Raw genomic sequence first — 22,907 nt, 5'->3', positions numbered from 1 at the left:
GACTTACTCCGCAGCTATCGCACTGGTGCGACCCGATTTCTGGGCCTTGATGCGGTCTTCGATCTCATCCCGGAAGTTGCGGATCAGGCCCTGGATCGGCCAGGCCGCCGCGTCGCCTAGGGCGCAGATCGTGTGCCCTTCGACCTGTTTGGTCACGTCAAACAGCATGTCGATCTCTTCCAATTCGGCCTCGCCCCGCACCAGACGGTCCATCACCCGCATCATCCAGCCGGTGCCTTCACGGCAGGGCGTACACTGACCACAGCTTTCGTGCTTGTAGAATTTCGACAGCCGCCAGATCGCCTTTACGATGTCGGTGGACTTGTCCATCACGATCACCGCAGCAGTACCCAGACCCGAACCCAACTCACCCCGCAAATAGTCGAAATCCATGATCGCATCGCGCATGTTCTCACCGCGCACGCATGGCACGGACGAGCCGCCGGGGATCACCGCCAGCAGATTGTCCCAACCGCCGCGAATGCCACCGCAATGGGTCTCGATCAATTCTTCGAAGGATATCGACATCGCCTCTTCAACAACGCAGGGGTTGTTCACGTGACCCGAGATCGCAAACAGCTTGGTGCCCGCGTTGTTCTGGCGGCCAAAACCCGCGAACCAGTCGGCACCCCGGCGCAGAATGGTCGGCACAACGGCAATCGATTCCACGTTGTTCACCGTCGTCGGGCAGCCATAAAGCCCCGCCCCCGCCGGGAACGGAGGTTTCATCCGTGGCATGCCCTTCTTGCCTTCAAGGCTTTCGATCAGGGCGGTTTCCTCGCCGCAGATATAGGCCCCGGCCCCGTGATGCAGGAACAGATCGAAATCCCAGCCCGAGCCAGCCGCGTTCTTGCCCAGCAGACCCGCATCGTAAGCTTCGTCAATCGCGGCCTGCAACGCCTCACGCTCGCGGATATATTCGCCGCGCAGGTAGATATAGCAGGTATGCGCGTTCATCGCGAATGAGGCGATCAGGCAGCCTTCGATCAGCGTGTGCGGATCATGGCGCATGATCTCGCGATCCTTGCAGGTGCCCGGCTCGGATTCATCTGCGTTTACAACCAGATAAGACGGACGTCCATCGCTTTCCTTGGGCATGAAAGACCATTTCAACCCGGTCGGAAAGCCCGCACCACCGCGACCGCGCAGCCCTGAATCCTTCATCGTCTGGATGATCCAGTCCCGGCCCTTCTCGATCAGGCCAGCGGTGCCGTCCCAATGCCCACGCGCCTGCGCGCCGCGCAGCGTACGCTCGTGCATCCCGTAGATGTTGGTAAAGATCCGGTCCTGATCCTTCAGCATCGCGTGTTACCCTTGGCTATCCTGACGCATGCGCCAGAGTTGAAAAATGTTGACGCCCGCATAGATAAATCCGGCCAGCGCGGCGAGGTCGAACAGCAGCGCATGGCGCGCGGTCAGTTCCATGGCAGGGCCGATGAACAGGTTCATGGCAAGCCAGAACGCCATCGTCACCGCGATGACGATGCCGATGTGACGGCCCTTACGGGCTATGGCCAGTTCCTTGTCCTTGTCCATCTCACCTCGATGCCCCGAATGGGCACCCGTCATTTAGTCTTCGTCTGTCTGCTCATCATACGTGCCTTCTTCTTTGGCACGTTTGGCGAATTCGGTTTCATCACCCACCGCAAGCTTGGCCGCCTGTTCGATCCAGCCGTCCCGCTCGATCCGGCCTTTGAACTTCAGCCGGGCATCGACCCAGGCCACATGCTCGGGCGTCCACGAGGCGATCTGATCATAGTGGAAAAAGCCCAGATCGTTCAGTTTCTCTTCCAGTTTCGGCCCTACGCCCTTCAGCAGTTTGAGGTCGTCGGGCAAGCCCCCGCGCGCCTCGGGCAGTGTTCTGGGCTGATCTTCCTTTGCCTCTTCGGGCGCAGGCTTGGCCTTGGCTTCTTCCGCCTGTTTCACCGCAGGTTTCGCCGGTTCAGGAGCCTTAGGCGGTTTCGCCGCAGCCGAGGCACCGGCCTGTTTGCCATCCTTGTCCAGCCACGGCGTCAGGATCGGAACCTCGGTCCCGTCGATGCGCTTGACGGTATCGCCCAGACCGGTCGCCAAAGCGACCGAGGCATTCTGCGCAGGTTTCCCGGCGTCATGTTCGGTCAGGCTGGTCAGCCCGCTCAGCGGTTCCGCCGCATAGCGCCCGTTCTGCGGGCCCGGCGTCGGTACTTTGCCAGCGGCCAGATCGTCGATGATCTTGCCAAAGCTTTCAGTCGTCAGGTCTTCGTAATAGTCCTTACCGATCTGAGCCATCGGAGCATTCGCACAGGATCCAAGGCATTCCACCTCTTCCCAGCTCAGCTTGCCATCGGCGGATAGTTCATGCGGCTTGGCGGCAATCTTTTCCTTGCAGACCGCGATCAGATCCTCGGCCCCGCAGATCATGCACGACGTCGTGCCACACACCTGAATATGCGCGACCGACCCAACCGGTTGCAGTTGGAACATGAAGTAGAACGAGGCAACCTCAAGCACGCGGATATAGGCCATGCCCAGCATCTCAGCGACGTATTCAATCGCCGGACGGGACAGCCACCCTTCCTGCTCTTGCGCGCGCCACAGCAGAGGGATCACCGCGCTGGCCTGACGCCCCTCGGGGTATTTGGTGATCTGCGCTTCGGCCCATTGCTGGTTGGCAGCAGTAAAGGCGAAGCTTTCGGGTTGTTCGGGGTGAAGACGTCTAAGCATTGGTCCGGTCCTACTGCATCGCGACGCACGCAACAAATATGTTGGGCACCTTTCGATCAGGCGATTCATCGCGCACTTCTGCGCTCAGTTTCTCACGCCGGACCGCAGCAAACTCCTCTCGATCCGCGCTGAAACAAAAATACATGTCCGAGCCTTTCTTCATCCCGAAGCTGGCCCCGTTCTGACCACTTGTCGCGAAGGGCTCAAAACTCGCATTGGCGAGATCGGACAAGTGAACATAGTCGCTTTCGCCAACCAACGCTTGGGCCAACACCGGCCCGGGAAGCGCAAAAGCTGAAAGAGCGAAGATAAGCGACTTCACCGATCAATCTCCCCAAACACCACATCCATCGTCCCGATAATCGCGGCGACGTCGGCCAGTTGGTGCCCTCCGGCAACGTGGTCCATGGCTTGCAGATGCAAGAACCCCGGCGCGCGCAGTTTGGCGCGGTAGGGTTTGTTGGTGCCATCGGCAACCAGATAGACGCCGAACTCACCCTTGGGGGCCTCAACGGCGGCGTAGACTTCGCCTGCGGGGACGTGGAAGCCTTCGGTATACAGTTTGAAGTGATGGATCAGGCTTTCCATCGAGGTCTTCATGTCCGAGCGTTTCGGCGGGGTGATCTTGCCGCGGGCCAGAACGTCGCCGGGGCATTCGCGGATTTTGGCGATGGCCTGACGGATGATCAGCAGCGACTGGCGCATCTCTTCCATCCGCACCAGATAGCGGTCATAGCAGTCGCCGTTCTTGCCGACAGGGATCTGGAACTCGAACTCGTCATAGCATTCATAGGGCTGCGCGCGGCGCAGGTCCCATGCCAGACCCGACCCGCGCACCATCACGCCCGAGAAGCCGTATTTCTGGATGTCATCCTCGGTCACGACACCAATGTCGGCGTTGCGTTGCTTGAAGATGCGGTTCTCGGTCAGCAGACCGTCAATGTCGTCGAGAACTGAGGGGAACTCATGGCTCCATGCCTCGATATCATCAAGCAACTCGGGCGGCAGGTCCTGATGCACACCACCGGGGCGGAAATAGGCGGCGTGCAGGCGGGCACCGCAGGCACGCTCATAAAACACCATCAGCTTTTCGCGTTCCTCGAACCCCCACAGAGGCGGGGTCAGCGCACCCACGTCCATCGCCTGCGTGGTCACGTTCAACAGGTGGTTCAGGATGCGTCCGATCTCGGAATACAGAACCCGGATCAGGGACCCACGGCGCGGCACTTCGACCCCGGTCAGCTTTTCAATCGCCAGACACCAGGCATGTTCCTGATTCATTGGCGCGACATAATCCAGACGGTCGAAATACGGCAGGTTCTGCAGATAGGTCCGGCTTTCCATCAGCTTTTCGGTACCACGGTGCAGCAGGCCGATATGCGGATCGCAGCGTTCGACGATCTCTCCGTCCAGCTCAAGTACCAAACGCAGAACCCCGTGCGCCGCAGGGTGTTGCGGGCCGAAGTTAATGTTGAAGTTGCGGATCTTCTGTTCTCCGCTCAGCGCGTCCGTGCTGCCGTCATCGTATCTTGAGCCGTCCATCAACGCCCCCGTTTCTTCTTTTTCGCCTCAGCCCGGACCCGGACCTTTTCCGCCTCGGCGGCCTTGGCGGCGGCCCCGGCCAGAAGAACGCCCAGCGCCCCTAATGCGATCAGTTCCCCCAGCATCATCTCAGCGGCGCTCCAATTCCTGTAGCTTGATCCCGACCCACCAGAGCAGGGCAATCGTGCCAAATGGGACGAGACAGAGCAGGCACCAGACTTTGTTGATCCCGAAGAACGGCAGTATCTTGACCATCGGGATGATGGTCAGCGCGGAAAGGATCAACCACCAGATACCACCCATCACTCGGCCTCCTGTTTCTCATCCCCCGGCAAGATGTAATTCGCACCTTCCCACGGGGACATGAAATCAAACTGACGGTATTCCTGCACCAGCGACACGGGTTCGTAGACCACGCGCTTTTGCGCCTCGTCATAGCGCACCTCGGTATAGCCGGTTGTCGGGAAATCCTTGCGCAGCGGATAACCTCGGAACCCATAGTCGGTCAGGATACGCCGCAGGTCGGGGTGGCCCGAGAACAGGATGCCGAACATGTCGAACACCTCACGCTCGAACCAGTTGGCCGAGGGGTGCACGTCGACAATCGAGGGTACCATGTCCTCCTCGCGGATCGAGACCCGCAGGCGAATGCGCTGGTTCTGGTACATCGACAGGAAGTGATAGACAACATCAAAGCGCTTGGCCCGTTCGGGGTAATCAACGCCGGTAATATCCACAAGGGTCGAGAACTGACAGTTGCGGTCGCTGCGCAGAAACTCGATGAACTCAACAAGGCTCGACGGAGCGACATCGACGTTCAACTCACCATGGGTGACGTCCCACGACAGCACGCAGTCGGACCGCTTCAGTTCAAGTTGCGCGCCAAGTTCCTTGAGTGCTTCGCTCATCTGCCCTCTCCCTCAGCGTACAATCGTGCCGGTGCGGCGGATTTTGCGTTGCAACTGCATCAGACCGTATAGCAGCGCCTCGGCAGTTGGCGGGCAGCCGGGGACGTAAATGTCCACCGGGACGATACGGTCACAGCCGCGCACCACCGAGTACGAATAGTGATAGTACCCCCCGCCATTGGCGCAGGAGCCCATCGAGATCACATAGCGCGGCTCGGGCATCTGGTCGTAAACCTTGCGCAGCGCCGGGGCCATTTTGTTGGTCAGGGTGCCTGCAACGATCATCACGTCCGACTGACGTGGCGACGCGCGCGGGGCGATACCGAACCGTTCGGCGTCATAGCGCGGCATCGAGGTGTGCATCATCTCGACCGCGCAGCAGGCCAGACCAAAGGTCATCCAGTGCAAGGAACCGGTGCGGGCCCAGTTGATGATGTCTTCGGTCGAGGTCAGCAGGAACCCTTTGTCCTGCAATTCGGCATTCAGGGCCTGGGTGGCGACTTCTTTGTCGACGCCGGCGGTGTTTGCACCCGTCATCACTCCCATTCCAGGGCCCCTTTCTTCCATTCATAGGCAAAGCCGATGGTCAGCACCGCCAGGAACACCATCATGGACCAGAACCCCACATCACTGATGTCCTTGAAGCCAACGGCCCACGGAAACAGAAAGGCGATTTCCAGGTCGAAGATGATGAAGAGAATCGAGACCAGATAGAAGCGAACGTCAAATTTCATCCGGGCGTCGTCGAACGCGTTGAAACCACATTCATATGCGCTGACTTTTTCCGGATCGGGATTGCGGACAGCAAGGACGACGGCCGCCAGAATCAGCACGATTCCAAGGCCCACGGCCACGGCCAGAAACACCAGGATCGGGAGATATTCCCGCAACAACTCTTCCACGAGTGGCTCCTTTCTTGCGCGGCCCCGACAAGGCGCGCCGTCAATTGGCGTGTTGACTGGATATTCTGTATCCCTGCGGGATCAGAGGGTCAACCGACCACAAGCGCGCAGGGGGGCATTCAGGGGCTTGACAGGTCTAAGAAAACCCTCGCCACCCCCCTGTTGGTGCGCTTCGAGTTTCAGAGTCAAACTTCGTTGATCCACGCAGGCTTGCGTTTGTCGAAAAACGCGCCGATGCCTTCAAGCGCTTCATCGGTTTCCCAGCGAGCGACAAGCGCGTTGATGGTGTGGTCAATGACCTGCTCGTCGATTTTCGGCCCCAGATCCCTGACAAGCGCCTTGGCCGAGGCGACAGCCCCCGGTGCGCAGGCCAGATAGGGGCGTACTTCAGCCTCAACAGCGTCCGCCAGCTCGTCCGCAGGTACAACCTTGGCCAACAGGCCAAGCGTCACCGCCTCGGTCGCGTCAAACAGGCGCGCAGACATGAAGACTCGCCGAGCCCTTGCCTCGCCCATGCGGGCGATCACGTAAGGGCCGATGGTGGCCGGGATCAGGCCCAGCTTGGTTTCCGTCAGCCCCATTTTCAGCGTCTCGACGCCAAGCGCCACGTCGCAGACAGCAGCCAACCCGACCCCGCCCCCGAACGCGTTACCCTGCAACGCACCGATCAGAGGTTTCGGCAAAGTGTTGAGCGCCTGCAACATCTCAGCCAGCTTGCGCGCCTCGGCAAATCGCGTTTCAGGATCCGCAGCCATCTGATCCTGCATCCACCCCAAATCCCCTCCAGCGCAGAACGATTTGCCCTCACCGGTCAGAACCACCACCCGAACGGACGCGTCCTGCCCCAAATCAGAAGCTGCCTGAGTCAGTTCCGCAATCATCTGCGCCGACATGGCGTTGTGTTTTTCGGCACGATCCAATTTCAAAGTCGCAACGCCGCGCGCATCCGTTGTGACGGTTATGGTGTCGAACATTTCAGCCCCTCATTGCGCGCGCCATCTGCGCCGCTTTTTCCAAAATTCCGGCATCCAACCCGGTTTCGTAGCCCAATCGCTCCAGATGCGCTGCCACGGCCTCGGTCGCGACATTGCCTGCGGCGCCGGGCGCGTAGGGGCACCCACCAAGGCCGCCAACGGCCGCGTCAAACACCCGCACCCCCAACGAAAGCGAGGCGTCGATATTGTCAATCGCCCGTCCGTTCGTGTCGTGAAAATGCCCGGCCAGACGGGTCACCGGCACACGTTCGCGCACGGCCATCAGCATCCTCGCGATCTTGTCCGGGGTTCCCTGCCCGATTGTGTCCCCCAAAGACACCTCGTAACAGCCATGCGAGAACAGAAGATCCGCAACCTCGGCCACTTTTTCCGGCGGGGTCGGTCCGTCATACGGGCAGTCGGTCACGCATGAGACATAGCTACGCACCGGCAGGTCGATATGGCGTGCTGCATCCAGAATCGGCGCGAACCGCTCAATCGACTCGGCAATCGTGGCGTTGATATTGGCCTTCGAAAATCCCTCGGACGCCGAGGCAAAAACCGCGATCTCATCCGCACCGGCGGCCAGAGCATCCTCGTATCCCCGCAAGTTCGGCGTCAGTGCGGCATAACGCAGGCCGTCGGCCCGGCGGATACCGGCCAGAACCTCGGCGCTGCCTGCCATTTGCGGCACCCATTTGGGCGACACAAAACTGGCCACCTCGATCCTGTTGAACCCGGCATCGGACAGGCAATCGACCAAGGCGATTTTCTCGGCGACCGGGATGTCGCGCTTTTCGTTCTGCAGCCCGTCCCGTGGCCCCACTTCAAAGATTTCGACGCGCTCACCCATTCCTTCGCCCTCTCTGGCTTCTTCTCGTTTCAAATACGGATGGCCCGACTGTGCCACGCCGCGTGCCCGACGAACAGCTTAAGCGTCCTCCAACCGGACCAGAGCCGCCCCGGCCTCGACCTGCGCACCGTCTTCGGCCAGCACCTCGGCCACCACTCCGTCACGCGCGGCCAGCAGGGAATGCTCCATCTTCATGGCTTCGAGAATGGCAAGGCGGTCGCCTTCCTTGACCGATTGGCCTGCCGTCGCGAACACCGCTTTGACCAGCCCCGGCATGGGCGCTTCGATGACATTGGTGTCGCCCGCCGCGCTGGTGTCGCGGTCCAGAGGGTCAACGATATCAAACACCTGGCCGTAGTCCTCGAACACGGTGATCCGGGACCCTGCGACCGAGACATTGGGCATCCTCGCCCCGTCAATCAGCCAGCGCCCATTGCGCCGGGTCGCCGTGACTGTGCGATCCCCGACCTGCCAGATTTGCGTGTCCGGTCCCTCGACCTGCACATCAAGGTCGACGATTTCGCCATTGCGTTTCAACTGCGTCGCACGATGCAGCGGAGCCCACAAAGTGAACCCCGTAGAATCTGATGCCTCCAGCAACCCAAACGCATGCATCGCTGCTGCAACCAGCGTTTCCGGCTTTGGCTCACCCTCCTGCACCAGCGTATCAATGTCGCGCCCGATAAGCCCTGTATCCACATCGCCCGAGGCAAAGCCCGCATGGCGGGTCAATGCGCCCAGAAAGGACAGGTTTGTGACCGTGCCCCCAACCTCGGTCCCGCGTAAGGCCCGATGCAGCGTTTCCAGCGCAACAGCGCGGGTCGGGCCGTGCACGATCACCTTCGCGATCATCGGATCATACCAAGGGCTGATCGTATCCCCTGTACGCACGCCACTGTCGGCCCTGCAATCCTGCGGGAAATGCAGATGGGTCAGCGTGCCGGTCGCGGGCAGAAAGCCCTTTGGCACATCCTCGGCATAAAGTCGGGCCTCGAACGCATGACCGGTGATCGACAGGTCCGACTGCCGTTTCGGCAGGTTCTCACCCGCCGCGACGCGCAGCTGCCATTCCACCAGATCAACACCAGTGATGGCTTCGGTAACGGGATGTTCCACCTGCAGGCGCGTGTTCATCTCCATGAACCAGAACCGATCCGGTCGCAGCCCGTCCGAGGCATCGACGATGAACTCAACCGTCCCCGCGCCCTTGTAGCCAATCGCCTCGGCCGCGCGTACACCGGCCTGCCCCATCGCCTCGCGCATTTCAGCGGTCATGCCGGGGGCCGGAGCTTCTTCGATCACCTTCTGATGCCGCCGCTGCAACGAACAATCGCGTTCGAACAGATGCACCGCATGGGTGCCATCGCCGAAGACCTGCACCTCGATATGGCGCGGCTTGGCGACGAATTTCTCGACCAGCACGGCATCATTGCCAAAGGCGGTCTTTGCCTCACCACGCGCGCTGTCGAGCGCGGTTGCGAAATCCTGAGGCCGTTCAACAAGGCGCATCCCCTTCCCGCCACCGCCCGCAACGGCCTTGATCAGAACCGGATAGCCGATGGTGTCAGCAGCCCCCGCCAGATGTTCGGGGTCCTGATTGTCGCCGTGATAACCGGGCACCACGGGCACACCCGCCTGCTCCATCAGCACCTTGGCCGCGTCCTTGAGGCCCATCTTGCGGATCGCATCCGCCGAGGGGCCGATAAAGGTCAGACCCGCAGCCTGAACCGCATCCACGAAATCGGGATTCTCGGACAGAAACCCATAGCCCGGATGGATCGCCTGCGCACCGGTATCGAGCGCAGCCTGAATGATCACGTCGCCCTTCAGATAACTCTCAGCCGGGGCCGCAGCGCCGATATGCACTGCCTCATCCGACATCTGCACATGCTTGGCCGACGCATCCGCATCGGAATACACCGCAACGCAGGACACACCCATCTTCTGAGCGGTTTCCATCACCCGACAGGCAATCTCACCCCGGTTGGCAATCAGGATTTTATTGAACATTACTGTGGCCTCTCGCTGAAATGCCCAAAGGCATTCAGTATTGGAATCGTGCCCTCATTTAGAGGTCGACATGGGTCGTTGGGCTGCGCCGTGTTACAGATCTGCCCGTAGTTTTCGCTGATGCTAACAAAAGTGCTTGCGGAGCAACCAATCGCGAACTGCGCGCGTTCAATACCGTTGTATCGCAAGCTGTAATCGGAGTAAGCCCCGGCTCCGCACACCCCTCTGGGAGAAGGCACTTTTAGGCTGACACGTATTACTTCAATTTTCTGTGCCTTTCCAAGTTCGCACGTTAGCACCGGGACTTCTTCCTTCGGACTATCCCAACCCTTTGCCATCGGAACATAGAAACCATCTCTTGTGGCAGGCATCTGATTGTTAGCGTCAAAATAAATTGGATATGCAGCGAAGTGCCGAGCCTTCTCATCGCAATTCCAACCCAGTGCCGGCCACCACTGATCCGCGAGCACGCCGTGGTTCCAACAAATCACCAAGAAAGCAATGAAACTCGCCCTTGGCATCCTAGCCCTCACATCCGGAACACGCCAAAACGTGTCTCCTCAATCGGCGCGTTCAGCGCCGCGCTCAGCGACAAGGCCAGCACGTCGCGGCTTTTGCGCGGGTCGATGATGCCGTCGTCCCACAGCCGGGCGGAGGCATAGAGCGGGTGCGATTGCTCCTCAAACATCTCCAGCGTCGGGCGTTTGAATTCGGCTTCTTCCTCGGCCGACCATGTGCCGCCCTGCCGCTCGATCCCGTCGCGTTTGACGGTGGCCAATACGCCCGCCGCCTGCTCGCCGCCCATCACGGAAATGCGCGAGTTCGGCCAGGTCCACAGGAACCGCGGCTGATAGGCCCGCCCTGACATGCCGTAATTCCCGGCCCCAAACGATCCGCCCACCAGCATGGTGATCTTGGGCACATTGGTCGTCGCCACGGCTGTCACCATCTTGGCCCCGTGCCGGGCTATGCCCTCGTTTTCGTATTTCCGACCGACCATGAACCCGGTGATGTTCTGCAAGAACACCAAAGGCGTTTTGCGCTGCGAACACAGTTCGACAAAATGCGCGCCCTTCTGCGCGGCCTCGGAAAACAGCACGCCGTTATTGGCGATGATCCCGACCGGGCAGCCTTTCACATGCGCAAACCCCGTCACCAGCGTCTCACCAAAACGCGGCTTGAACTCATCGAACCGAGAGCCATCGACCAGCCGCGCAATCACCTCGCGGATGTCATAAGGCGTGCGCAGATCAGCAGGCACGACGCCCAGAATTTCCTCGGGGTCATAAGCCGGTTCCTCGGATGCCTCAAGCTGTAGGCCGGGCTTCAGCCCGGCACCGCCCAACGACCCAACGGCCCGCCGCGCCAAGGCCAGCGCGTGGGCATCATCCTCGGCCAGATAATCCGCGACGCCGGACAGGCGCGTGTGCACATCGCCGCCGCCCAGATCCTCGGCGCTGACAACCTCTCCGGTCGCGGCCTTGACCAGAGGCGGCCCGGCCAGAAAGATCGTGCCCTGATCCCGCACGATGATCGTCACATCCGACATCGCAGGCACATAAGCCCCGCCCGCCGTACAAGACCCCATCACCACGGCGATCTGAGGGATACCCTTCGCGCTCATCCGCGCCTGATTATAGAAGATTCGGCCAAAATGGTCGCGGTCGGGGAAGACCTCATCCTGATTGGGCAGGTTCGCACCACCGCTGTCGACCAGATAGATACAGGGCAGATGGTTTTCCTCGGCAATCTCCTGCGCGCGCAGGTGTTTCTTGACCGACAGCGGGTAATAAGTGCCGCCCTTCACGGTGGCGTCGTTGCAGACCACCATGACCTCGCGCCCCTGCACCCGGCCAATGCCCGCGATCACCCCTGCCGCCGGGGCCGCATCGCCATACATCCCATGCGCCGCCGTCGCGCCGATTTCCAGAAACGGAGACCCCGGATCGAGCAGGTTCGCCACCCTGCGCCGAGGCAACATCTTGCCCCGAGATTCATGCCGCGCGCGGGATTTCTCGCCCCCGCCCATACGGGCCGCTTCGGCAGCGGCAGAGATTTGCGCCAGTGCATCGAGATGCGCTGCGCGGTTTGCCTTGAAGCCCTCAGAGGCGGGCATGGCTTTGGATGTGAGTTTCATACTTCAACGACGCTCCAAGCTCTAGTTAGGTAGCAGGAAATTGCGATAAAGATTGGCATCGTCACTAAAACTAAATACGCAAAGTCGATACCAACCAACGCAAGAACGATCACTGCAATCGGGCACAAGAAAAGGAGAGATATGTAGTGGCGCTTCGGCTTCCCATTCGCCAGCGTTGCCCGCAGTTTCGCACCGCAATTGGCACAGCCTGAATACGGTTGAACTGTTTGGACACCCAGCCCAAAATCGAAAGTAGGCCAAAGAGACGCTCTCGATTGTTCTGTTCCGCATTTTGGACAGCACAGGCTATTTGTCGAAATGATCATGCTCAATCTATCTCCCCCGCAGCTAGCGCCTTCAATTCCTTCCGAATAACCTTCCCGGTCACCGTCATCGGCAACTCGTCCAGAAACGCCACTTCGCGCGGGTACGAATAATGCGCCAGACGGTCTTTGACCCACTCCTGCAATTCCACGCCCGACGCCTCAGCCCCCGGTTTCAGCACCACATAGGCCTTCACGATCTCGGTCCGCAGCGGGTCGGGCTTGCCGACCACACCCACCGTCGCCACCGCCGGGTGGGTCAGCAGGCAATCCTCGATCTCAGCCGGGCCGATGCGGTAGCCGGCAGACGTAATCACATCGTCATCACGACCGACAAAGCGCAGATAGTCGCCCTCCCACACGCCGCGATCGCCGGTGATCAGCCAATCGCCCCGGAACTTCTCAGCCGTCGCGTCGGGTCGGTTCCAGTATTCCAGCAGCATCGAGGCTGAGCCACGCCGGATGGCGACGTCGCCTTCTTCGGTGGTCGGCTTGCCACCATCGTCGATCACCGCCACGTCATGCCCCGGCACAGGCTTGCCGATGCAGCCGGGCTGCACCGGGAAGTCCTCGGCGCAGGAGGACACGACCATGTTGCATTCGGTCTGGCCGTAGAATTCGTTGATCGTCAGGCCAAACGCCTGTTGCCCCCAGGCCAGCATCTCGGCCCCCAGAGGCTCACCCCCCGAGGCGACCGAGCGCAGGACGGGGATCGATTGATCCGCCGCCTTGAGCATCCGCAGCGCCGTGGGCGGGAAAAACACGTTCTTCACGCCCCCACGCGCGATGATATCGGCGCAGGCTTCGGGCGTGAATTTCTCAAGCCGCGCTGCGACCACCGGAATTCCCAAGGCAAGCCCGGGCATCAGCACATCGAACAAACCGCCGATCCAGGCCCAGTCGGCAGGGGTCCACAGGCAGTCACCGTCGCGCAGATGGTTATGGCTGATCGACACGCCCGGCATATGGCCAGTCAGAACCCGATGCCCATGCAGCGCGCCCTTGGGGCTGCCGGTTGTGCCGGATGTGTAGATCAGTACCGCCGGATCATTTGGCGCGGTTTCCGCAAACGGCACCGGCCCGCCCGGCTGACCGATCTCGGACGCGATCAAAGGCTCAGCAAGGTCGCCCAAGAGTTCCGCGCCCTCGGCATCCGTCAGGACGAGCCGCGCGCCTGCATCCCCAACCCGAGACCGCAGCGCATCCTGTTTGAACAGGTTGAACAAAGGCACCGAGATCGCCCCGATCTTCCAGATCGCCAGATGCGCAGCGGCACACCAGGGCGACTGGCTCAGCAAGACGCCCACCCGATCCCCGGCCTGCACTTTGGGCAGCAGGGCGCGGGCCAGCCCGTCCGTCATCTGTCGCAATTGCCCATAGGTGACGCGCTGTTCAGATGCGCCGGTCAGGTCGATCAGGGCCACCTTCTCAGCAGGATGGTCGAGGCATTGTTTCGCCATGTTCAACCGGTCCGGCAGGTCCCAGCTATCCCCAGGGCGCAAACCCGGTATGCGCGCAGGGTCAATCATAGCGATAACCTCTTGTTTCATTGGTGTTTTCGGCTTCCGCTCTGATCCACCCCCACACCGAAACTTGATGCAGATCAGAGTGTGACCCGGCCCAGCCTGCCACATCCGGGGCGTCAACAAAACCAAAGGCAAGATTATGACCAAAACGCTCGTCGCTTTGACCCTTTCTACCGCATTGGCCGGACTGGCCGTGCCCGCGTTTGCTCAATCGCAAGGCGACTGGACCCTTGGTGTCGGTGTCGGATACCTGGACCCGAAATCCGACAACGGAACGATCGCAAACTCTGACGCCGAGATCGATGCCGACACCCGACCGATCTTCACCGCCGAGTATTTCATTCGCGACAATCTGGGGATCGAGCTGCTGGCCGCAACGCCGTTCAGCCACGACATCACCCTTGGCGGCAGTGTCGACGCGGGCAGCGTCAAGCACCTGCCCCCCACCCTGTCGCTGAACTATCACTTCCCGACCAACAGCGCCTGGAAACCCTATGTCGGTGCTGGTCTGAACTATACCATCTTCTTTGACGAGCAGTCCGATCTGGGCGAGCTCAAGGTCGATAACTCGTTCGGTGTCTCGCTGCAGGCCGGGTTGGACTATATGGTCACCGAAAAAGGTGCCGTCCGGCTGAACGTGCGCTGGTTCGACATCGACTCGGACGTGACACTGGACGGTGCCGACATTGGTACCGCCGAAATCGATCCATGGCTGGTCGGTGTGTCCTACGTCCATCAGTTCTGATCCCGCAAACGCCTCGCCGGTCCGGAACCGGCGAGGCATTCTGTTCACTGCATCTCGCTCATCAACTCGCGGCCAATCAGCATCCGGCGAATCTCGCTGGTGCCGGCGCCGATCTCCATCAGCTTGGCGTCGCGGAAAATCCGGCTGACCGGCGCGTCCGACAGGAACCCCGCCCCGCCCATCGCCTGAACCGCCTGATGCGCCTGGGTCATCGCCGCTTCGGACGCATACAAGCAGCACGCAGCCGCATCCTGACGGGTCACATCCCCACGATCACAGGCCTTGGCCACCTCGTAGACATAGGCACGGGCCGAGTTCATCGCCGTATACATATCGGCGATCTTGCCCTGCATCAGTTGGAAGCTGCCAATCGGTTTGCCGAACTGCTTGCGCTCGGACAAATAGGGCATGATTTCATCCAGACAGGCCGCCATGATGCCGGTTCCGATCCCGGCCAACACGACACGTTCATAGTCGAGACCCGACATCAGAACCGCAACGCCGTTGCCTTCTTCGCCCAGAACGTTTTCGAACGGCACCTCGACATCTTCAAAGATCAGTTCCGCCGTGTTCGACCCGCGCATCCCCAGCTTGTCGAAATGGGGCGAGGTCGAGAAACCCTTCATCTCTTTTTCGATCAGAAACGCGGTGATGCCCTTGGATCCGGCATCCGGGTCGGTCTTGGCATAAACGACCAGAGTGTCCGCATCCGGCCCGTTGGTGATCCAGTATTTGTTGCCGTTCAGACGGTAATGGTCGTTGCGCTTTTCCGCCCGTAGCTTCATCGAAACCACATCCGACCCGGCCGAGGGTTCGGACATCGCCAACGCCCCCACATGCTGGCCCGAGATCAGGCGCGGCAGGTATTTCCGCTTTTGTTCTTCATTGCCGTTCAGCTTGATCTGATTGACGCACAGGTTTGAATGCGCGCCATAGGACAGCGAAACCGAGGCTGATGCCCGCGCCACTTCTTCCACAGCAATCGTATGGGCTAGATAGGACATTCCGGCACCGCCATATTCCTCGGGCACAGTGACGCCCAGCAGGCCAAGCTCACCCATTTCAGCCCATAGCTCGTTGGGAAATTCGTTGGACGCGTCAATATCAGCGGCCATCGGCTTGACCCGTTCCTGCGCCCAGCGATGCACCATTTCACGCAGCGCGTTCACGTCTTCGCCAAGATCGAATTTCATAGTCGCCATGAACATTGGCGGGCTCCTCCCGAGAATTAATGAACAAGCGTTCAATAACTGGATAGCAGCGAATCTGCAACCGGTCAATCACCGTAAGGATATCGGCCCCAAAACGCACAAACGCCGCCCATGCGGGGCGGCGTTTTGCAAACATCAAGCGTGCGCCGCAGGCGCACTCCGCTGGATCACGATTGGTAGACGGCCCCGACCTCGGCCCGAATGATGCGCGCGATCAACTGACAATCCTCCAACGAAAAGGTCAGTGGAACCCGCATGTCCATCACACCCGCCAGCACGCGGTCCGATTTTGGCATCCGCTCGCTGTCCACATAGCGCCAACTGTCATAGCGCGAGGTAAAACCGGTTGGCTCGGCCCCGCCAAACCACTTCAACTCGACCCCGCGCGCGGCGCAGCGGCTGATCACCTCTGCGATACGTTCGGGCAACCAGTCCAACAGAAGAAACTGAATCGACGAGCCCACATAGGTCTCGGCCTTCGGGCGCTCGACCACGGTCAGCCCCGGCGTGCCACGCAGACCGGCCTCGACGGCACGGTATCGTTCGTTCCAACGCTCAACCTGCCGGTCCAGATCCCGCAACTGCGGGCGCAGAATGGCCGCGCGCAGATTGTCCATGCGACCCGAGACATTGGGGGTGGTGTACTTGATCCGCTCGAACACCTCAGGCCCCGGTGCGGCCAGATGGCGCTCATACAGCATATAGGACCCCGACAGCATCGTGGCCTTGGCCGCCAGTTCTTCATCATCGGTGATCAGCAAACCGCCCTCACCTGAATTGACGTGCTTGTAGGTCTGGCACGAATAACACCCGACCGCGCCCTGACGACCCGACAATTGCCCGCGCCAGGCGGCCCCCATCGTATGGGCGCAATCTTCGATCACGGTTACACCGGCCGCGTCGCAAATCTGCATCAGCCGGTCCATGTCGCACAGATGACCGCGCATATGGCTCAGCATCAAAACGCGTGCCTGATCCAGCTTGGCCTCAAGATCGTCCAGATCGATGGTCAGGTCTTCTGTCACCCCGACAAACACAGGCTTGGCCCCAACCGAGGCAATCGATCCCGGCACCGGAGCCAGTGTGAACGCGTTTGTCAGCACCGGATCGCCGGGCTGCACACCCACGGCACGCAACGCGGTGGCCAGCGCATAGCCACCGGACGACACGGCGAGGCAGTATTTGGCCCCCATCTGAGCGGCAAATTCCTGTTCCAGCAACGCGGTCTCGCCCAATTCACCGGGCGCGACATTGTAACGATGCAAGCGCCCATGGCGCAGGACGGCCATCGCCGCGTCGATCGCCGCGTCCGGGATCGGTTCCTGCTGGGTGAAGCTGCCTGTGAATATCTCTGTCATATCTCAGTTCTGGGGCTGCATTCTGCTGGGGTCAAGAGATCATGCCGCCGCACCGATCAATCCGGTCACCACCTCGGGCAGATCGTCGAAATGATGCAGCAGAGCGTCGGGCTCCAAAGCCGCCATATCGTCGCCCGACGGGCCGAACGTAACCAGAACCGAGGGTACTCCGGCGGCCTTTGCGGTATTGCGGTCGGTATCCGAATCTCCGATCAGAACGCACAGATCGGGATGCCCGCCAGCGCGCCGCGCGGCTTCGCGTAAGGGTTCAGGGTCTGGTTTGCGCACCGACAAGGTATCCGCACCAACTAATGAGGCAAACTGATCCCGCACGCCCATCTGGCTCAGCAATTGATCCGCCAGCCGTTCCGGTTTGTTGGTGCAGATCCCAACGCCATAACCTGCGGTTTTCAACGCCTCGACCGCGTCCAACGCGCCGGGATAGAAATGTGTATGGGTGTCGATGTCTTTGGCATAGGCCTCAAGCAGCACGGGATAGTAGGCGTCTACTGTGCCCTCATCAAAGGCCCCGACCCGTTTCAGACCGTGGGTCAACATCATCCGACCGCCACGCACGGCGATACCCGCATCCTGCCCGTGAACCAGCACATCCCCATGTCCCATCTTGCGAAAACAGTGGTTCGCGGCGGCCAGCAAATCGCCCGACGTATCCGCCAAAGTCCCGTCCAGATCGAAGATGACCGTGCGCATCGCGCCTCCTTGCTCGGCAGGTTTCCGCCATGTCGTGTTGCAAACGGCAATCTAGTTTGATGGCCGAACGGCTTGCGCCTTTGCCCTCAGCGGATAAAACGGACGGCAACAAAACACAAAGAGAAAACGATTTCATGACCACTGCCCTTGTCATCCTTGCCGCCGGGAAAGGCACCAGGATGAATTCGGACATCCCCAAAGTCCTGCACCCAATCGCTCAGGTTCCGATGCTGATCCACGCCATGCGCGCCGGATCGGTCTTGTCGCCCGAGCGCACCGTGATCGTCACAGGCCACGGGGCCGAGGCCGTCGCCAAGGTGGCGCAGGCCGAGGACGAGACCGCCCAGATCGCGGTGCAGGAGGAACAACTGGGCACCGCCCATGCGGTTGCGCAAGCGCGTGAGGCGCTGCAGGGGTTCGAGGGGAATGTCGTGGTCCTGTATGGGGACACACCGTTTTTGCAGCCCGACACGCTGGAGCGGATGATCGAAGCGCGGGCCAAGAACGATTTGGTGATCCTTGGGTTCGAAGCGGCCGATCCGGCGCGTTATGGCCGTTTGGTCATGAACGGTGACACGCTGGGGCGGATTGTCGAATTCAAGGACGCATCGGATGAAGAACGCGCAATAAGCTTCTGCAACTCGGGCCTTTTGGCGTGCAACGCGCAGACGCTGATGTCGTTGATCGATGCGGTGGGCAACGACAATGCCTCGGGTGAGTACTATCTGACGGATGTGGTCGAAATCGCCCGCAGCCGAGACCTGACAGTAACGGCGGTTGCCTGTGATGAGGCACAGACGCTGGGCGTGAACTCTCGCGCCGACCTCGCCGCTGCAGATGCCGTGTTTCAGGCACAAGCGCGTGCCGAACTGCTGGATTTGGGCGTGACCCTGATGGCCCCGGAAACGGTCTACCTTGCTGCCGATACGGTGATCGGGCGGGATACGGTGATCGAACCCAACGTGGTCTTTGGCCCCAGCGTAACCGTGGAAAGCGGCGCAACGATCCGGGCGTTTTCGCATCTTGAAGGCTGCCATGTCAGCCGGGGTGCAATTGTCGGCCCCTATGCCCGCTTGCGCCCCGGGGCGGAACTGGCCGAAAACGCGCGGATCGGCAATTTTGTCGAGATCAAAAACGCCGAGATCGCCGAGGGCGCGAAGGTCAATCACCTCAGCTATATCGGTGATGCCTCGGTTGGGGCGGCAACAAATATCGGGGCGGGTACGATCACCTGCAACTATGACGGCGTGATGAAGCACAAGACCACGATTGGTGAAAACGTGTTCATCGGTTCGAACACGATGCTGGTGGCCCCGGTGACGCTGGGCGATGGCGCAATGACGGCGACAGGTACGGTTGTGACTAAGGACGTCGAAGCCGACGCGCTGGCCGTGGCCCGTGCCAAGCAGGAAAACAAACCCGGCTACGCGCGCAAATTGTTTGATATGTTAAAGGCGAAAAAGGCTCGCCGCGATAAAGAGGCCTGATTTTATGTGTGGAATTGTTGGTGTTCTGGGACAGCATGAAGCCGCCCCCATTCTGGTTGAGGCCCTGAAACGGCTGGAATATCGCGGCTATGACAGCGCCGGTATTGCAACCGTCAATGACGGAGCTTTGGGCCGCAGGCGGGCGGTGGGCAAGCTGGTCAACCTAAGCGATCTGCTGGTGCATGACCCTTTGCCCGGAAAATCCGGCATCGGGCACACCCGCTGGGCCACCCATGGCGCGCCTTCGGTCAACAATGCCCACCCGCACAAGGCCGGGCCGGTTGCCGTGGTCCACAACGGGATCGTCGAAAACTACCGTGAACTGCGCGCCGAACTGGCCGAGCACGGGATCGGGTTCGAGACCGAAACCGACACCGAAACCGTCGCACTGATGGCTGAACATCTGCTGAATTCGGGCCTGTCGCCCGTTGAGGCCGCGTTCAAAACCATCGACCAGTTGCAGGGCGCGTTTGCGCTGGCCTTTCTGTTCGACGGTCAGGATGACCTAATCGTGGCTGCGCGCAAGGGCTCGCCGCTGGCGATTGGTCACGGAGATGGTGAGATGTATGTTGGCTCGGACGCGATTGCGCTGGCGCCGCTGACCAACAAGATCACCTATCTTGAAGAAGGCGACCGGGCGGTCCTGACCCGCACCTCGCTGGAAATCCGCAACGAGGCCGGTGAACTGGCCAATCGTGAGATGCGCAAGATCAAGCTGGATCATGCACGCGCCGATAAGGGCGAGCACAAGCATTTCATGGCCAAGGAAATCGCCGAACAGCCCGTTGTCGTGGCCGAGGCGATCCGATCCTACCTGCCCACCGGCGGCGACCGGGTCGTGTTGCCAAATACCGATCTGGATTTCACCAAGCTGGACCGCCTGACAATGGTCGCGTGCGGCACGGCCTTTTATGCCTGCCTGACCGCGAAATACTGGTTCGAGCAATTGGCGAAACTGCCGGTCGAGGTCGATATCGCCAGCGAGTTCCGCTATCGCGAACCACCCATCACCGACCGTACCATGGCGCTGTTCGTCAGCCAGTCGGGCGAGACCGCCGATACACTGGCCGCGCTGCGCTATTGCGAGGGCAAGGCGGACAAGATTGTGTCGGTCATCAATGTCCCCGAAAGCTCGATTGCGCGGGAAAGCGATGTGGCGCTGCCCATCCATGCAGGGGTCGAGATCGGCGTTGCCTCGACCAAGGCGTTCACCTGTCAGCTGAGCGTGCTGCTGATGCTGGCCCTCAAAGCCGCAGCCGACCGGGGCACGATGTCGGATGAGGATCTGGCCGATCACGCCGCCGCCCTGCGCGGGTTGCCCTCGGTCCTGAACGCAGCGCTGGATCAGAACCGCGCCATTCGCAAATCCGCCCAGCGCCTGTCCGAGGCGCGCGACGTGCTGTTCCTGGGACGCGGTCTGATGTACCCGCTGGCAATGGAAGGTGCGCTGAAGCTGAAAGAAATCAGCTATATCCACGCCGAAGGCTATGCCTCGGGCGAATTGAAACACGGCCCCATCGCGCTGATCGACAAGCATATGCCGGTTGTGGTGATGGCCCCGAAGGATACGGTTTTCGACAAGACGGTCTCGAACATGCAAGAGGTGATGGCCCGCAAAGGCAAGGTCATCCTTGTGTCCGATGACGACGGCATTGCCGAGGCCGAGGACGGCGTCTGGAGCACGATCCGCATGCCGCATATCCACCCCAGCCTCGCCCCGATTCTGTATTCGGTCCCGGCCCAATTGCTGGCCTATCATACGGCGGTCGCCAAAGGCACGGATGTGGACCAACCGCGCAATCTGGCGAAATCGGTGACGGTGGAATGACCTGGCCTGCCCCTGCTACGCTTGTTGGCACTCACGTCCGATTGGAACCGCTTGACCCCGCGCATTCAGAGGCTCTGAAAACGGCGGCGGCGGATCTGGGGCAGCTTTGGTATACCTCCATCCCCACGGTCGAGGGGATGGACGCCGAGATCGACCGCCGCATGGGGTTGCACGATATGCAGCCCTTTACGGTCATGACACAAGACGGCACCCCTATTGGGATGACCACCTACATGAACACTGATGAGGTCAACCGGCGGGTCGAAATCGGCTCGACCTGGATCGGGCGCGCGGTTCAGCGCACGCCGCTGAACACCGAAGCCAAATTTCTGTTGCTGCGCCACGCTTTCGAGGGTCTGTCCTGCCATGCGGTCGAATTCCGCACCCATCGGCTGAACACTCAGTCCCGGCAGGCTATCGAGCGGCTGGGGGCGCAGTTGGATGGCATCCTTCGGGCCAATATGGTGATGGCCAACGGAACCCTGCGCGACACGGCCGTCTATTCAATCACCGCACCGGAATGGCCTACGGTGCGCGCACATCTTCTGCACAAGCTGGACCGATGACACTGGACGACGCCCTTGCCGCGATAAAGGCCCATGCCGACGCAGAAAAGGCCGTGCAGATGGCGGCGTACCACAAGGCGGACCGCCCCTATCTGGGCGTCGCCAACCCGGTTCTGAACGACCTCAACAAAGCGTGGAGGCAAGAACTGGACGTGCCCGGGCGCATCCATTTGGCGGATGCGCTGTGGCAGACCAATGTGCACGAAGCCCGTCTGGCCGCTGCCAAACTGCTGACGCAGGCGCGCATCCGACCGGACGACGCGGTTTGGGCGTTGCTGGAAAGCTGGCTGCCGGATTTCGATGCCTGGGCCGTTGCCGATCACGCCTGTATGGCGATGCAAAAACGGCTATCCGCCGACCCGACGCGTCTGGATCAAGTCGAGGGCTGGACGACCTCGGACCATATGTGGACACGCCGCGCGGCGCTGGTTGCCACCCTGCCCTGGACCAAGCAGAACCACCCGAAACCGGATGATCTGGCCCGCCGGGATCATATCCTTGGCTGGGCCGCCACCTATGTCCCGGACCGCGACTGGTTCATCCAGAAAGCCATTGCTTGGTGGCTGCGCGAGCTGTCCAAACACGACGCCCCGCGCGTCCTGGCCTTTCTGGACCAACATGGGGATGCCATGAAACCCTTTGCCCGGCGTGAAGCCGGGAAATACCTGAAAGATCAGTTGGCGTAGATTTCGACCTCGACCAGCGCATCCAGCGGCACCAGCAATGCCCGCATCGCATCCAATGACAGCTGGCTCCCGCCGCCTTCCGGCCCGCGCGACGGCACCAAGGTGATGTAAGCCTGCGCACCGGTTCTAGGCACCACCACACGTGCGGTTACCTCGGTGTCCACAAGCGGCGTTTGCATCCAGCGGCCGGGCGTCGTCGGATCGCCCAATCCTGCAATGGTCGTTCTGGGGCCCGCCCAATCGGCGCGGGCGGCAACCGGCTCAGGCTCGAGTGTGGCTTCCGTAATTTCGGATTCCACTTCTGGCGCTGCTTCGTTCCGGCCAAAAACGCGATCCGTTGTTGACCGAACCGCATCGCAACCGGTGACCAGAACGCACAGGAAAACAAGAAAATACCTCATCCGTCTTACCTACAGCCCCACACCCATCTGTTCCAG

24 protein-coding genes are annotated in these 22,907 nt (G+C 60.8%); 5 read left to right on the top strand and 19 right to left on the bottom strand.

All coding sequences use genetic code 11. From position 1 onward, the window contains the following. Positions 1 to 3: 3 nt before the first annotated feature. The 15 genes from nuoF to ACR0KJ_RS00775 all read right to left on the bottom strand — a co-directional run bounded on the left by nuoF (position 4) and on the right by ACR0KJ_RS00775 (position 13,881). Positions 4 to 1,302: an NADH-quinone oxidoreductase subunit NuoF gene (nuoF, locus tag ACR0KJ_RS00845; protein ID WP_480625746.1), complete on the bottom strand. Its 1,299-nt coding sequence runs from the start codon at positions 1,300 to 1,302 to the stop codon at positions 4 to 6. Between the two features lie 6 nt (positions 1,303 to 1,308). Beyond that, positions 1,309 to 1,536, bottom strand: coding sequence for a DUF5337 domain-containing protein (locus ACR0KJ_RS00840; protein ID WP_170451938.1), 228 nt, complete (start codon positions 1,534 to 1,536; stop codon positions 1,309 to 1,311). A gap of 33 nt (positions 1,537 to 1,569) precedes the next feature. Next, on the bottom strand, positions 1,570 to 2,703 hold the full coding sequence (gene nuoE, locus ACR0KJ_RS00835; RefSeq protein WP_480625745.1) for an NADH-quinone oxidoreductase subunit NuoE: 1,134 nt from the start codon (positions 2,701 to 2,703) through the stop codon (positions 1,570 to 1,572). Positions 2,704 to 2,713: 10 nt separating this feature from the next. Beyond that, the gene (locus ACR0KJ_RS00830) at positions 2,714 to 3,025 is read right to left on the bottom strand and encodes a hypothetical protein (RefSeq protein ID WP_480625744.1); all 312 of its coding nucleotides are present in this window, start codon (positions 3,023 to 3,025) and stop codon (positions 2,714 to 2,716) included. Then, a complete protein-coding gene (locus ACR0KJ_RS00825) occupies positions 3,022 to 4,245 on the bottom strand; it encodes an NADH-quinone oxidoreductase subunit D (RefSeq protein ID WP_170523552.1) in 1,224 nt (407 codons plus the stop codon). Before ACR0KJ_RS00825 ends, ACR0KJ_RS00830 begins: the two co-directional genes overlap by 4 nt. After that, complete coding sequence (locus ACR0KJ_RS00820; protein WP_480582129.1) at positions 4,245 to 4,373, bottom strand: hypothetical protein; 129 nt, start codon at positions 4,371 to 4,373, stop codon at positions 4,245 to 4,247. The genes ACR0KJ_RS00825 and ACR0KJ_RS00820 overlap by 1 nt, the downstream gene beginning before the upstream one ends. Before the next feature lies 1 nt (position 4,374). Continuing rightward, positions 4,375 to 4,548: a hypothetical protein gene (locus ACR0KJ_RS00815; protein WP_170451944.1), complete on the bottom strand. Its 174-nt coding sequence runs from the start codon at positions 4,546 to 4,548 to the stop codon at positions 4,375 to 4,377. Further along, on the bottom strand, positions 4,548 to 5,153 hold the full coding sequence (locus tag ACR0KJ_RS00810; protein ID WP_170451946.1) for an NADH-quinone oxidoreductase subunit C: 606 nt from the start codon (positions 5,151 to 5,153) through the stop codon (positions 4,548 to 4,550). Before ACR0KJ_RS00810 ends, ACR0KJ_RS00815 begins: the two co-directional genes overlap by 1 nt. A 12-nt stretch (positions 5,154 to 5,165) precedes the next feature. Then, on the bottom strand, positions 5,166 to 5,699 hold the full coding sequence (locus tag ACR0KJ_RS00805) for a NuoB/complex I 20 kDa subunit family protein (RefSeq protein WP_037307875.1): 534 nt from the start codon (positions 5,697 to 5,699) through the stop codon (positions 5,166 to 5,168). Then, a complete protein-coding gene (locus ACR0KJ_RS00800; protein WP_170451948.1) occupies positions 5,690 to 6,055 on the bottom strand; it encodes an NADH-quinone oxidoreductase subunit A in 366 nt (121 codons plus the stop codon). The genes ACR0KJ_RS00805 and ACR0KJ_RS00800 overlap by 10 nt, the downstream gene beginning before the upstream one ends. 185 nt (positions 6,056 to 6,240) lie before the next feature. Next, a complete protein-coding gene (locus tag ACR0KJ_RS00795) occupies positions 6,241 to 7,029 on the bottom strand; it encodes a crotonase/enoyl-CoA hydratase family protein (protein ID WP_480625743.1) in 789 nt (262 codons plus the stop codon). Between the two features lies 1 nt (position 7,030). Then, positions 7,031 to 7,882 (bottom strand): hydroxymethylglutaryl-CoA lyase, encoded by an 852-nt coding sequence (locus ACR0KJ_RS00790; RefSeq protein WP_480625742.1) that lies wholly within the window; start codon positions 7,880 to 7,882, stop codon positions 7,031 to 7,033. A 78-nt stretch (positions 7,883 to 7,960) separates the two neighbouring features. Next, positions 7,961 to 9,892, bottom strand: a complete 1,932-nt coding sequence (locus tag ACR0KJ_RS00785; RefSeq protein ID WP_480625741.1) for an acetyl/propionyl/methylcrotonyl-CoA carboxylase subunit alpha — start codon at positions 9,890 to 9,892, stop codon at positions 7,961 to 7,963. A gap of 529 nt (positions 9,893 to 10,421) precedes the next feature. Beyond that, positions 10,422 to 12,029, bottom strand: a complete 1,608-nt coding sequence (locus ACR0KJ_RS00780; RefSeq protein WP_170621363.1) for a carboxyl transferase domain-containing protein — start codon at positions 12,027 to 12,029, stop codon at positions 10,422 to 10,424. 328 nt (positions 12,030 to 12,357) lie between these two features. Beyond that, entirely contained in the window at positions 12,358 to 13,881 is a 1,524-nt protein-coding gene (locus ACR0KJ_RS00775; RefSeq protein ID WP_480625740.1) for an AMP-binding protein, read from the bottom strand. Between the two features lie 136 nt (positions 13,882 to 14,017). Between ACR0KJ_RS00775 and ACR0KJ_RS00770 the strand changes: the two genes are divergently transcribed. After that, positions 14,018 to 14,623, top strand: a complete 606-nt coding sequence (locus ACR0KJ_RS00770; RefSeq protein WP_170451961.1) for an OmpW family outer membrane protein — start codon at positions 14,018 to 14,020, stop codon at positions 14,621 to 14,623. 44 nt (positions 14,624 to 14,667) lie between these two features. Here ACR0KJ_RS00770 and ACR0KJ_RS00765 read toward each other — a convergent pair whose 3' ends face one another. The 3 genes from ACR0KJ_RS00765 to ACR0KJ_RS00755 form a co-directional block, all read right to left on the bottom strand. Then, complete coding sequence (locus ACR0KJ_RS00765) at positions 14,668 to 15,831, bottom strand: isovaleryl-CoA dehydrogenase (protein WP_170451963.1); 1,164 nt, start codon at positions 15,829 to 15,831, stop codon at positions 14,668 to 14,670. Between the two features lie 170 nt (positions 15,832 to 16,001). Continuing rightward, complete coding sequence (locus ACR0KJ_RS00760) at positions 16,002 to 17,192, bottom strand: DegT/DnrJ/EryC1/StrS family aminotransferase (protein ID WP_480625739.1); 1,191 nt, start codon at positions 17,190 to 17,192, stop codon at positions 16,002 to 16,004. A gap of 39 nt (positions 17,193 to 17,231) precedes the next feature. Continuing rightward, positions 17,232 to 17,903 (bottom strand): HAD-IA family hydrolase, encoded by a 672-nt coding sequence (locus ACR0KJ_RS00755; RefSeq protein WP_480625738.1) that lies wholly within the window; start codon positions 17,901 to 17,903, stop codon positions 17,232 to 17,234. A 134-nt stretch (positions 17,904 to 18,037) separates the two neighbouring features. Between ACR0KJ_RS00755 and glmU the strand changes: the two genes are divergently transcribed. From glmU to ACR0KJ_RS00735, 4 genes are read left to right on the top strand one after another with little or no spacing between them, the layout of a single operon-like run. After that, a complete protein-coding gene (gene glmU, locus ACR0KJ_RS00750; protein ID WP_480625737.1) occupies positions 18,038 to 19,390 on the top strand; it encodes a bifunctional UDP-N-acetylglucosamine diphosphorylase/glucosamine-1-phosphate N-acetyltransferase GlmU in 1,353 nt (450 codons plus the stop codon). Between the two features lie 4 nt (positions 19,391 to 19,394). Further along, the gene (gene glmS / locus ACR0KJ_RS00745) at positions 19,395 to 21,218 is read left to right on the top strand and encodes a glutamine--fructose-6-phosphate transaminase (isomerizing) (protein ID WP_170451970.1); all 1,824 of its coding nucleotides are present in this window, start codon (positions 19,395 to 19,397) and stop codon (positions 21,216 to 21,218) included. Continuing rightward, positions 21,215 to 21,784 carry a GNAT family N-acetyltransferase gene (locus ACR0KJ_RS00740; RefSeq protein ID WP_170451972.1) on the top strand — a complete coding sequence of 190 codons (570 nt, stop codon included), beginning with the start codon at positions 21,215 to 21,217 and terminating at the stop codon, positions 21,782 to 21,784. The genes glmS and ACR0KJ_RS00740 overlap by 4 nt, the downstream gene beginning before the upstream one ends. Further along, the gene (locus tag ACR0KJ_RS00735; protein ID WP_170451975.1) at positions 21,781 to 22,470 is read left to right on the top strand and encodes a DNA alkylation repair protein; all 690 of its coding nucleotides are present in this window, start codon (positions 21,781 to 21,783) and stop codon (positions 22,468 to 22,470) included. The genes ACR0KJ_RS00740 and ACR0KJ_RS00735 overlap by 4 nt, the downstream gene beginning before the upstream one ends. Here ACR0KJ_RS00735 and ACR0KJ_RS00730 read toward each other — a convergent pair. Then, positions 22,458 to 22,871 (bottom strand): hypothetical protein, encoded by a 414-nt coding sequence (locus tag ACR0KJ_RS00730; RefSeq protein WP_170451977.1) that lies wholly within the window; start codon positions 22,869 to 22,871, stop codon positions 22,458 to 22,460. The two genes, ACR0KJ_RS00735 and ACR0KJ_RS00730, sit on opposite strands and share 13 nt — an antisense overlap. Positions 22,872 to 22,907: the final 36 nt, after the last annotated feature.

The organism is Ruegeria sp. AD6 (genome assembly GCF_056542325.1).
This window is presented reverse-complemented; position numbering and strand designations above follow the sequence as displayed.